Raw genomic sequence first — 12,111 nt, forward strand, 5'->3', positions numbered from 1 at the left:
TAAGTACCGATTAATCGGTAGCAGAGAAAGGAAGGAGGGTGTCATGGAGAAGCATAAAGTGATCTGCCCGTACTGCGGCGCCGGTTGCCAGTTTAACCTCTTGGTCCAAAACGGCCAGGTCGTGGGTACCGAACCGCTCAACGGCATCACCAACCAGAGCGAGCTGTGCCTTAAGGGCATGAGCGGCTACGACTTCATCAACGACACCAAGATCTTGACTCCTCGCGTACTGCACCCGATGATCCGCCGCACTAAGGGCGCGGATCTTGAGCGCGTAAGCTGGGACGAGGCACTGGATTTCACCGCATCTAAGATGCAGGCCATAATTGACGAATATGGTCCTAACGCTGTCATGACTACCGGCTCTTCGCGAGGCGGCGGCAATGAGGCGAACTACGTCATGCAGAAGTTTACGCGTGCGTGCATCGGCACCCACAGCGTGGACAACTGCGCCCGTACTTGACACGGCCCTACTGTCCTCGGTCTGATGGACACGGTTGGTTCAGGTTGCATGTCATGCTCCATCCCCGGTATGGAGGATGCGGGCTGCATTTTCCTCTTCGGCTATAACCCTGCCGATTCGCACCCCATCGTCGCAAGGCGTATCGTGCGAGCCAAAGAAAAGGGTTGCAAGATCATCGTCGCCGATCCGCGCCATATCGAAACCGCGCGTATCGCCGATCTCTACCTTCCGATCAAGAACGGTTGCAACGTTGCGTTCCTCAACGCCTTTGCCAACTGTCTGGTCAACGATGGCCTCTACGACAAGGAATTCGTCGCCGAGCACACGAACGGCTTTGACGAGTGGTGGGAGACCATCAAGAACTACACTCCCGAATCTGTACAGGACATCACGGGTGTCGAGCCCGCGTTGATCCACCAAGCTGCCGAGATGTACGCCACGGCGAAGCCCTCTGCCATCATTGGCTGGGGCATGGGCGTATGCCAGCAGAAGCAGAACCTGAAGACGGTGCACACCATCGCCTCCATCGCCTGCGTTGCCGGCCAGATCGGCAAACCCAATTCCGGCCTCGCGCCCGTGCGCGGTCAGAATAACGTCCAGGGCTCCTGCGATATGGGCATGCTGCCCAACCTGTACCCTGGCTACCAGAAAGTCACTGACCCCGCAGTGCGTGCCAAGTTTGCCAAAGCTTGGGGCGTGCCCGAGGAAAAGCTCCCGCTCGAGGAGGGCTACAAGCTCACCGATCTGGGCCACCTGGTCGACGAGGGCAAGGTGCACTGCTTCTACAACTACGGCGAGGACCCGGTGCAGACCGAGCCCGATTCGGCCGGTATGCGCAAGACGCTCTCCGAGCTGGATCTGTTCATTTGCCAGGACATCTTTATGACGCAGACGACCATGCTCGCCGACGTCATCCTGCCTGCCACCTCTTGGGGCGAGCACGAGGGTGTCTTTACCGCATCCGACCGTAGCTTCCAGCACTTTGACGCGGCCGTTCCGCCCAAGGGCGAGTGCCGTCACGACTGGGAGATCTTCGCGGACCTGTCCACGCGTATGGGTTACCCCATGCACTACGACAACACCGAGCAGATCTGGAACGAGTGCATTAGCCTGTGCCCCAATTTTGTGGGCGCGACCTACGAGAAGATGGCTCCCGAGGGCGGCTACGCCCAGTGGCCCGTCAAGAGCACCGATGTGAACGACCACGGTACGCCCGACATGTTCGCTGGTGGCAAGTTCACCACCAAGGACGGCCGCGCCAACCTGATGGCGCACGACTGGGAGGCGCCCTCCGAGCTTCCCGACGATGAGTACCCGCTCATTCTGTGCACCGTCCGCGAGGTCGGCCACTACAGCTGCCGTTCGATGACCGGCAACTGCAAGACGCTGGCGCTGCTTGCCGATGAGCCCGGTTTTGTCCGCATGAATCCCGCGGACGCCCAGGCGCGCGGCATCAAGAACGGCGACATCGTCTCGATTCACAGCCGCCGCGGCCAGGTATACAGCCGCGCCGACGTGAGCGACCGTATCAACAAGGGCACGGTCTATATGACCTACCAGTGGTGGATCGGCAAGTGCAACGAGCTGACCATGCACAAGGTCGACCCGGTCTCGCATACGCCCGAGGACAAGTTCTCCGCCTGCCAGGTCGACGCCATTGCCGACCAGGTCTGGGCCGAGGGCGAGGTCGAGCGTCAGTACACCGAGCTCAAGCAGGCTCTGGTGGATGCCGCCGCTCCCCAAGACGTTGAGCCCGGCGCCGCCAAGTTCGACGACGAGGCGCACGTGAACCAAATCGTGTAGTCCCGTTCTCGTTGGCTTTTTGGGCCGGGCGTCCCGTACGTTCGGGAGCCCGGCCCGTTATTTTGAAAGGAAGTGGGGATGAACCGCTTCATCGACATCAACCCGGAGAGGTGCATCGGCTGCGGAACATGCCAGTCCGCCTGTGCCGACGCCCACCGGATGCAGGGTCTTCAGGATACGCCGCGCCTGGCGCTCGTGAAGACCGGCGGTATTTCGGCCGCCCTTGCCTGCCACCATTGCGAGGGTGCCCCCTGCGCCGAGGTTTGCCCGGTGAATGCCATCGAGCACGATGGCGACCGCATCCACGTCAAGGAGCAGGAGTGCATCGGGTGCAGGCTGTGCGCCATCGCGTGCCCCTTCGGAGCCATCCATCCCGATGGCACGTCTATCGCCGGTGTCGCAGGCATGTGCGATCCGACGCCTTCGTATCCTAAGTCCCTGAGCAGCCTGCTTACGTGGGCTCCTGGCCAGTACACCTGCGCTGTCAAGTGCGACCTGTGCGCCTTCGATCCAGACGGCCCGCATTGTGTGGCGGCGTGCCCCACCAAGGCGCTGACCGTCATGGGCGGCGCGGCCGATCGCGAGCTCGACGAGGCCAAGCGCCTGCGCTCGATCGAAAACGGTCCGGCCGTCGACGTTACCGCTGTGGCCCAGGGCCTGTCAGAGAAAGCAGAAGGGAGCGTAAACAATGGATAGCATGACGCTGTTTATCGCATCGCTTGCCGTCTCGTGCATCGGTGCGCTCGCCTCGGTTCTGCTGATCAAGGCCGATAACGCTGCCAAAACCGCCGGCTGCCTTATCGGCGCCGCCGCCGCGGTGCTTTCGTTTGTGGCCGGTATCCAGGCCGTGCTGGGCGATGTCACGTCGGTCGACACCATCGTGTTTTTCCCGTTTGCCCATTTCCAGCTGCTGCTCAATCAGCTGTCCGGTCTGTTCGTGGCGCTCATCTCGGTGCTCGCGTTTGCCGGTTCGATCTACGGTCTCAACTACTTTGATGAGTACCCGGGCAAAAAGGGCCGCGCCGGCTTCTTCTTTAACACCTTCGTGGCGTCCATGATGCTCGTCATCACCGCCGACAACGTGTTTTGGTTCCTGGTCGCCTTTGAGCTCATGTCGCTGACCTCGTACTTCCTGGTCGTGATCGAGGAGAACGAGAACTCCATTCACGGCGGTTGGCTCTACTTTGTGATCGCTCACGTGGGCTTTGTGCTCATCATGGCGAGCTTCCTCACCATGACCAACTTCGCCGGTGGCTCGTTTGCCTTTGCGGATTTCCGCGCCACGCAGTTTAGCCCCGCGGTCGCATCCGTGTGCTTCGTGCTCGCCTTCTTTGGCTTTGGCGCCAAGGCCGGTATCATCCCGCTGCACGGCTGGCTGCCCAAGGCACATCCCGAGGCGCCGTCCAACGTGTCGGCCCTCATGTCCGGCGGCATGATCAAGATCGGTATCTTCGGCATCCTCAAGGTGGGCCTCGACCTGCTCTCCGCCTCGGGCGTTCAGGTCTGGTGGGGCCTTATGGTCATGGTCTTCGGTGCGATCTCGTCGGTCCTCGGCGTGGCCTTCGCCCTGCAGGAGCATGACATCAAGCGCCTGCTGGCCTATCACTCTGTCGAGAACATCGGCATCATTCTGCTCGGCGTCGGCGCCTCCATGGCCGCCATGGCGCTCAACTCGGTCGGCATCGCCGTCCTGGCTCTGATGGCCGCCCTCTACCACACGTTTAACCACGCGATGTTTAAGGGCGAGCTGTTCTTGGGCGCCGGTGCGCTGCTGTACTCCACGGGTACGCGCAATATGGAGAAGATGGGCGGCCTGTTCCGTCGTATGCCGGCTACGGCCATCTGCTTCCTTGTTGGCGCGCTTGCCATCTCGGCCATCCCGCCCTTCAACGGCTTTGTGTCCGAGTGGTTTACCTACCAGTCGCTCTTTAATGCCGCCATGCAGGGTGACAAGGCCGTCATGATCGTGGCCGTGTTCGCTGCCGTCGCGCTTGCCATTACCGGCGCTCTGGCCGTCACGTGCTTCGTCAAGGCCTATGGCGTCTCCTTTGCCTCCGCGCCCCGCTCCGAGGCCGCGGCCAATGCCAAGGAGGTCCCCGCCCCCATGGTGTTTGCGCAGGGCCTGCTCGCGGCCATCTGCGTCGTGCTGGGCATTGGCGCTCCCGTGATCGCGCCCGTGCTGGTCGATGTCGCCGCGTCCGTGCTGCATCCGTACGGTGGCGTATTTGCCGCCGAGGGCATGGAGCTCATGAACCAATACTCCGGCGCTGCCACCTCCACGCCCGCGATCGCTATTGCGCTCGTGGTGCTCGTCGGCCTTGCCTGCGGCTATCGCAAGCTCAAGACCGTCGGCAAGGTGCAGAAGTCCCAGCCGTGGGCATGCGGCTATGCTCCCAACGAGCATATGCCCGTCGTGGCCACGACCTTTGCCTCCGAGGTGTCCTGGTTTATGCAGCCGCTCTACACGCTGCGTGACCGCTGCACGGCCGTCTGCTGGTCCATCGCGCACTTCTTCCAGAAGCTCACCGGTGTGGCCGAGGCTGTGGAGCCCGTACCCGACAAGGTTCTCGTCGATGCCCCGCATAAGGGTGTCGAGAAGCTCGCCGACCTCGCGACTAAGCTCGAGGGCGGCAACTACAGCATCTATATCTGCTACATCGTCGCGGCACTCGTGGTGTTCCTCGTGCTCGCCGTGCAAATGGGTTAAGGAGGGGAGAGCATGAACAACATCGTACTTGCCGTTCTGCAGGGCGTGGTCGTCATGGCCGTCGCACCGTTCTTCTCCGGTCTCGGCCGCGTGATCCGCGCCAAGATGCACAACCGTCGCGGCCCCAGCATCATGCAGGACTATCGCGACCTGGCCAAGCTCTTTGCGCGCCCCGAGTCCCAGAGCGCGGATGCGAGCTTTGCGCTGCGCATTATGCCGCCGCTGTTCTTCGCCGTCGCCTTTATGCTCGCTATGGGCCTGCCGCTCTTTACGGCACAAAGCCCCATCCCGGTCTTTGGTGACGCCATCACCATCATGTACAGCCTGGCGCTCGCCCGCTTCTTCTTCGCCCTCTGCGGTGTGGATTCGTCCAACGCCTACGCCGGTATCGGCGGCGTTCGCGAGCTGCTCATGAGCGTGCTCATCGAGCCGTCCATGCTGCTGGCACTGTTTGCCGCCGCCCTGGTGTGCGGTTCCACCGACATCGCCACCATGGGTCAGCACATCATGACGGGCGCGATCGACGCGCCGGTCGCCGTGATCCTCGCCGGCATCGCCTTTGCGATTGCCTGCTACATGGAGCTCGGCAAGCTGCCCTTTGATCAGGCCGAGGCTGAGCAGGAGCTCCAGGAAGGTCCGCTCGCCGAGCTTTCCGGCCCGTCGCTCGCCATGGCCAAACTTGCCATGTCCATGAAGCAGGTCCTGGTCGTCGCTTGGTTCTGCGCGATCTTCGTCCCTTGGGGCGAGCCCGCGACCGTGGGCGCCGCCGCCGTTCTGGGTGCAGTCATCTTCCTGGTGAAGTGCCTGATCGACTTTGTCGTATGCGGCGTGATCGAGAACTCTTGCTCGCGTTCGCGCTTTAAGGTGCTCGGTAATCAGACCTGGGCCGTCGTGGGCATCGCCGTGCTGGCGTTTGTCTTCGTGGTCGTCGGCGTGTAGGAGAAGGGAGAAACAATGTCATTTGCAGTCAGTCTGTCCCTTCTCGGCTTGGTCGCTATCGCGGCCCCGATGGTGGCCTCGGTGCTCGTCGCCCTGTTCCCCCGTCCGTACGCCAAGTGGTTCAGCGTTTTGGGTGCCGCCGTCTCGACGGTCTGCACCATCGCCCTCGCCGCGAATTTCGCCGGCGCCGGCATGCCCGACACGCAGGTCCCCCTGATCTCGTTTGGGCAGACCCTCGTCATGGGATTCACCTTCGATCGCATGAGCACGCTGCTCGCGCCCGCCTTTGTGGGTATCGGCCTGCTTGTCGTGATCTATTCGATTCCCTATATGAGCGAGAATAACCGTGAGCATCCCGACGCGCCGCGCCGTCGCTTCTACGCGTACCTCGCGACCTTCATCGGCGCCATGGCCGGCCTCGTGTACAGCTCGACCCTTTTGGGCCAGCTCGTGTTCTTTGAGATCACGGGTGCGTGCTCTTGGGGCCTCATTAGCTACTACATGTCGCCTACGGCCAAGAAGGCCGGCATGAAGGCCCTGATCATCACGCATATCGGTGCGCTCGGCCTGTATCTGGGCGCCGCCATCGTGTTTGCCCACACCGGTACCTTCGCCATCACCGCGATTGCCGGCCTCGACGCCAAGCTCAAGGCTATCGTCCTTTTGCTCGTGCTGTTTGCGGCCTGGGCCAAGTCCGCACAGGTCCCCATGTACATGTGGCTGCCTTCGGCCATGGAGGCGCCGACGCCTGTTTCGGCCTACCTGCATGGTGCCTCGATGGTTAAGGTTGGCGTGTGCGTGTTCGCGCGTGCACTCGTCTCTGCCGGCGAGGTTCCCGAGATCGTGGGCTGGGTCGCCATTATCGACGCCATGGTTACCATGCTCTTTGGTTTCCTTATGTACCTGCCGCAAAAGGATATGAAGCGCCTGCTGGCCTTCTCCACGATTGCCCAGCTCTCCTATGTGTTCTTTGGTCTGGGCCTTTCGGTCTTTGGCAGCCAGCTGGCTTTTGACGGTGCCGTGTGCCACATCTTTAACCATGCTTTCGCCAAGACCCTGTTCTTCCTCATCGCCGGTTCGTTCTCCTTTACGCTCGGCACGCGTATGCTGCCCAAGCTTCGCGGCATCGTAAAGAAGTACCCGATCTCGGGCGTGGGCTTTGGAGTCGCGGCGCTCGCCATTGCCGGCGTGCCGCCCATGAACACGTTCTTCTCGAAGTTCCAGATCATCGCCGGCGGCTTCTCTGTGGGTGCCGGCAATGTCGCGATCCTGGTGCTCGTGTGCATCATGGTTGCCGAGACCGTCGCCACCTTCGCCTGGTTCCTCAAGTGGATGGGCTATTGCCTGCCCGGCGAGCCGAGCGACGAGGTCGCTGCGGGGGCCCCGCTTCCCCGTGCGATGGCGTTCGTGTTCATCGTGCTCATCATCATGGTCATCGTCAGCGGCCCGCTTTCGGCCAGCTGGATCGGTTAGGAGGTAGAACGACATGGGTTATTCGATCGTCAACATTCTTGGCGGCCTTCTGATCGTCACGTCTACCATGGTGGTCGTCTCCAAGAACATCAAACATGCCATCAACTGGTATGCGCTGCAGTCGCTGGTGCTCGTGGGGCTTCTCGCCACGCTCGGTGTCACCACCGGTGCGCAGGAGCTGCTTATGTGGGCTGGATCTGCCTTTATCACTAAGGTCGTCCTGGTCCCTTATATCCTCACCCGCGCATACAAGAAGATGGGCGAGCCGAGCGATGCATCGCTTAAGGCCGGCCTTAAGCCCGCGTGGGCCATCTGCATCATCGCCGTGGAAGTCGCGATCTGCTTTGCCGTCGTGACGCAGATCAGCCTGCCCACGGCCGAGGTCGCAACGCCTGCGCTCGCTATTAGCTTCGCTCACTTCTTTGTGGGCCTCACCTGCATCATCTCGCAGCGCAACATCATGAAGCAGATCTTTGGATACTGCCTTATGGAAAACGGCAGCCACGTGACGCTCGCGCTTTTGGCCCCCACCGCTCCCGAGATTATCGAGATCGGTATCGCCACCGACGCCATCTTTGCCGTCATCATCATGTCCATCGTCGTACGTCGCATTTGGGACGACTCTCACTCGCTCGATGCGCGCGACCTGTCCGAGCTGAGGGGGTAGTCCATGGAAACGTTGATTCTCGCCCTGCTCGCGACTCCTTTGGTGTTCTCGCTGGTCATGGCATTTTTGCCCAAGAACACGTCCTATAACGTGTTTGCCGGTCTCAACCTGGTCTCCGTCGCAGCCGTCCTGGTGCTGTCGATTATGACGGCCGGTGACGTCCTTATGAGCGGTGACACCACGAGCGCTCTTGGCCTGTGGTTCCACCTCGATTCGCTGGGCGCCATCTTTGTGCTGCTCATCGGCTTTATCGGTTTTCTTACGGGGCTGTTCTCGCTGCCCTATGTAAAGGCCGATATCGAGGAGGGCTCTATGCCCGCCGAGCGCGCCAAGCAGTATTTTGCGCTGTTTAGCCTGTTCGTGTTCACCATGCTGCTCGCGTGCCTGTCCAACAACATGATCCTCACGTGGGCCGCCGTGGAGGCAACCACGCTTTCCACCGTGTTCCTCGTGGGTATCTACAAGAACAAGACGGCCCTCGAGGCTTCTTGGAAGTATGCGATGGTCTGCACCGCCGGCGTGGCCTTTGGCCTGTTCGGTACGCTGCTGATCTACGCCAACGCCGCCGACGTGATTCCCAACGCCCACGAGGCCGCATTCCTGTCGTGCGTGCTGCCGTATGCCGACCAGTTCGACCCGACGCTCATGCGCCTCGCCTTTGCGTTTATCGTGATCGGCTTTGGCACCAAGGCCGGCCTGTTCCCCATGCACACTTGGCTGCCCGATGCCCACTCTCAGGCCCCGAGCCCTGTCTCGGCCCTGCTCTCGGGTGTGTTGCTTAAGTGCGCCATGCTTGTGATCATGCGCTTCTACGGCTTTACCATCCAGGCCGTGGGCGCCGAGTATCCGCAGCTTTTGCTGCTGATCGTCGGCACGCTGTCCATTTTGGTGGCGGCACTTTCGATGTTTCGCCAAGACGACCTCAAGCGCCGCTTTGCGTACTCGTCTGTGGAGAACGTGGGCGTTATCGCCCTGTGCCTGGGTATCGGTGGCCCGCTGGGTATCGCCGCGGCCCTGCTGCACTGCGTGTTCCACGGCTTTACCAAGACGCTTGCCTTCTGCGTGTCCGGCAACATCCAGCACGCCTTTGGCACGCGTAGCCTGGCTAAGATCCAAGGCGTCGTCGAGGTTGCCCCCGCAACCGCCGCGCTCGCCATCCTGGCGCTGCTCGGTCTTGGTGCCTTCCCGCCCTTTGGCATGTTTATCTCCGAGTTCCTGACTTTTGTCGCCGGTGTTACCGCCGGTCCCATGTGGCTGGTCGTCGTGGTCGCCCTCGGTCTTACCGTGGCCATCTCCGCGCTCACCCGCATCGCACTCAAGTCGGTATTCGGCCATGCGCCCCAGGGTATGGGCAAGCATGAGGCCCCGGCGCTCATGCTTATCCCCGAAATCATCCTGGCTGTCATGATCTTGTGGTTTGGCATCGCCACCCCGCTGCCCCTCGTGCACGGTGTGGAGACCGCGACCGGCATCGTGCTCGAGCAGAGCACCGAGGAACTTCACGCGACGCCGATGTACCGCGCTGTGTTCGGTACCGAGACCGCTCAGAGCGAGGTGGAGTAACGAATGATTGAAACTGAGAACAAGGTGTATGCCCGCCGCTGCGAGAGCCATGTCGAGGCCCTGCGCCACGCCGTTCCGGGCTGCATCGAGAAGGTCGAGTGGCAGTGCGAGGACCAGCTGACGATTACCGTCAAGCAGGACAAGCTGCCCGAGGCCGTCCACTACCTGTATTACGAGCGCTACGGCTGGATTCCCGTGATCATCGGCAACGATGAGCGCAGCCTGTGCGGCCGTTACGCCGTGTACTACGTCATCTCCATGGAGGGGGAGGATCCCGGCTGGGTGACCGTGCGCACCGAGGTTGATCCCGCCAAGATGACGTTCCCGTCCGTGACGCCGTTCGTCCCCGCCTGCGTGTGGGGCGAGCGCGAGCTGCGCGACATGTTCGGCCTGATCCCCGAGGGTCTGCCCGATCGTCGTCGCCTGGTGCTGCCCGACGATTGGCCCAGCGGCCTGTATCCGCTGCGCAAGGACTCCATGGACTACCGCTTCCGTCCCGCTCCCGCGAGCGACATGGAAAACTACGAGTTCTTGGCCGATACCAAGGGCAAGGAGACCACGCTCGTCCCCATGGGCCCGCTGCACATTACCTCCGACGAGCCCGGCCACTTCCGCCTGTTCGTCGAGGGCGAGACGATCGTCGACGCCGACTACCGTCTGTTCTACGTGCACCGCGGCATGGAGAAGGTCGCCGAGACGCGTCTGAACTATGACGCCGTGACGTTCCTCGCCGACCGCATCTGCGGCATCTGCGGCTGCGCCCACTCGGTGGCCTATGCCGAGGCCGTCGAGCGCGCCCAGGGCATTCATGTCCCGCCGCGCGCCCAGTACATCCGCGCCATCATGCTCGAGGTCGAGCGCCTGCACTCGCATCTGCTCAACATTGGCCTGGCGTCGCACTACACGGGCTTCGACTCCGGCTTCCAACAGTTCTTCCGCGTCCGCGAGAAGTCCATGGACCTGGCCGAGAAGCTCTCCGGTCACCGCAAGACCTACGGCCTCAACGTGATCGGCGGCGTGCGTCGCGACATTTTGGCCGAGCAGAAGCTCTCCACGCTAACGACCATCCACCAGCTGCGCTCCGAGGTTCAGGAACTCGTCGACGTGCTGCTCTCCACGCCCAACTTTATCGAGCGTACGAGCGGCATCGGCATCCTGGACCGCAAGATCGCCCGCGACTTCTCGCCGGTCGGCCCGCTCATGCGTGGCTCGGGCTATGCCCGCGACGTGCGCTTTGACCATCCCTTCGACGGCTACGCCGATCCGGATGTCCAAAAGATGCACGCCGCTACGGCCGACACCTGCGACGCCTTCGGCCGCACCGCCGTCCGCATCCAGGAGGTCTACGATTCGATCGATATGATCGAGACCATGCTCGAGAACTGCCCGTCGGGCCCCATCCTCACCACGGATTGGGAGTACACCCCGCACAAGTACGCCATCGGCGCCACCGAGGCGCCGCGCGGCGAGGACGTGCACTGGGCCATGCTCGGCAATAACCAGAAGTGCTACCGCTGGCGCGCCAAGGCCGCCACGTACAGCAACTGGCCGGTCCTGCGCTACATGTTCCGCGGCAACACCGTGGGCGATGCAGCGCTGATCGTCGGCTCGCTCGACCCGTGCTACTCCTGCACCGATCGCGTGACGGTGACCGATGTCGCCGCCAAGCGCGACCACGTGCTCGACAAGGAGCAGTTCGAGAACGTCTGGCGCGACAAGTCGCCGCTCGCGGGCGAGGGCACCATGGCCGCCCCGCTCGATGAGGAGGCGCTCTAAAATGCTGAAGCTTTGGAAGGTTAACGCCAAGGCCGGCGACGCGACAGTCAAGTACCCGTTTGCGCCGTTCCCCACCAACAAGGACATGCGCGGCAAGCCCGAGCACAATGCCGAGCTCTGCATCGCCTGCGGTGCCTGCGGCGTGGCATGCCCGGCCGATGCCATTCGCATGGACACCGACCTTGCGGCCGATACCATTACCTGGTCGATCGACTACGGCCGCTGCATCTTTTGCGGCCGTTGCGAGGAAGCCTGCCCCATGGAGGCCATCAAGCTCACCGAGGAGTTTGAGCTGGCCGTCATGAGCAAGGACGACCTCACCAGCAAGAGCGTCTACACGCTCGAGCATTGCTCGCGCTGCGGCAAGCCGTTTGCCCCGCACAAGGAGATCGACTACGCCAAGCGCCTGCTGCAAAAGGCCGGCGGCATGGAGGCCGAGCAGGCTGCCCGTACCGTCGGTATGTGCCAGGAGTGCAAGCGCGAGCTCGACGCCCTGCGCGCCGCCTCGGCCGTAAAGACCGGCAACGCTGCCGGCATGGCTGCCAACGAGACGCTTGCGTCCGGCGAGCCCCAGGGCCCCGGCATGGAGTATCTGGGCGGCCACGGCGTGAACCCGGAGTATATCGACCGCGAGCTCAACCCCGATGCGCCCGAGATTCCCGCCGGTCCGGCGCCGGTCGAGGGCATCATCATGGATTTTGATACGAAGGAGGAGTAACC

The 12,111-nt window shown here is 62.3% G+C and carries 9 protein-coding genes and 1 pseudogene; all 10 read left to right on the top strand.

The annotated features are described in order from the left end of the window. Positions 1-43 precede the first annotated feature (43 nt). A pseudogene (locus tag I1M21_RS10045) lies at positions 44-193 on the top strand (hypothetical protein); the annotation flags it as partial. Then, positions 179-2,266, top strand: coding sequence for a formate dehydrogenase subunit alpha (gene fdhF / locus I1M21_RS09925; protein ID WP_465038301.1), 2,088 nt, complete (start codon positions 179-181; stop codon positions 2,264-2,266). The pseudogene I1M21_RS10045 and the gene fdhF, both read left to right, overlap by 15 nt. A 78-nt stretch (positions 2,267-2,344) precedes the next feature. After that, positions 2,345-2,962: a 4Fe-4S dicluster domain-containing protein gene (locus tag I1M21_RS07270; RefSeq protein ID WP_117584077.1), complete on the top strand. Its 618-nt coding sequence runs from the start codon at positions 2,345-2,347 to the stop codon at positions 2,960-2,962. Then, positions 2,955-4,973: a hydrogenase 4 subunit B gene (gene hyfB / locus I1M21_RS07275; protein ID WP_022095202.1), complete on the top strand. Its 2,019-nt coding sequence runs from the start codon at positions 2,955-2,957 to the stop codon at positions 4,971-4,973. The genes I1M21_RS07270 and hyfB overlap by 8 nt, the downstream gene beginning before the upstream one ends. Positions 4,974-4,985: 12 nt before the next feature. Further along, positions 4,986-5,912, top strand: coding sequence for a respiratory chain complex I subunit 1 family protein (locus I1M21_RS07280; RefSeq protein ID WP_195193044.1), 927 nt, complete (start codon positions 4,986-4,988; stop codon positions 5,910-5,912). A 15-nt stretch (positions 5,913-5,927) separates the two neighbouring features. Next, positions 5,928-7,385: a hydrogenase 4 subunit D gene (locus I1M21_RS07285; RefSeq protein WP_195193045.1), complete on the top strand. Its 1,458-nt coding sequence runs from the start codon at positions 5,928-5,930 to the stop codon at positions 7,383-7,385. A gap of 13 nt (positions 7,386-7,398) precedes the next feature. Then, on the top strand, positions 7,399-8,052 hold the full coding sequence (hyfE, locus tag I1M21_RS07290) for a hydrogenase 4 membrane subunit (protein WP_195193046.1): 654 nt from the start codon (positions 7,399-7,401) through the stop codon (positions 8,050-8,052). A 3-nt stretch (positions 8,053-8,055) separates the two neighbouring features. Continuing rightward, positions 8,056-9,615, top strand: a complete 1,560-nt coding sequence (locus I1M21_RS07295; protein ID WP_195193047.1) for a hydrogenase 4 subunit F — start codon at positions 8,056-8,058, stop codon at positions 9,613-9,615. A gap of 3 nt (positions 9,616-9,618) precedes the next feature. Continuing rightward, the gene (locus tag I1M21_RS07300) at positions 9,619-11,391 is read left to right on the top strand and encodes a hydrogenase large subunit (protein ID WP_195193048.1); all 1,773 of its coding nucleotides are present in this window, start codon (positions 9,619-9,621) and stop codon (positions 11,389-11,391) included. A 1-nt stretch (position 11,392) separates the two neighbouring features. Next, positions 11,393-12,109, top strand: coding sequence for a formate hydrogenlyase complex iron-sulfur subunit (locus tag I1M21_RS07305; RefSeq protein WP_124786290.1), 717 nt, complete (start codon positions 11,393-11,395; stop codon positions 12,107-12,109). Positions 12,110-12,111: the final 2 nt, after the last annotated feature.

This window comes from Collinsella aerofaciens (assembly GCF_015546965.1).
Lineage (GTDB): Bacteria > Actinomycetota > Coriobacteriia > Coriobacteriales > Coriobacteriaceae > Collinsella > Collinsella aerofaciens_X.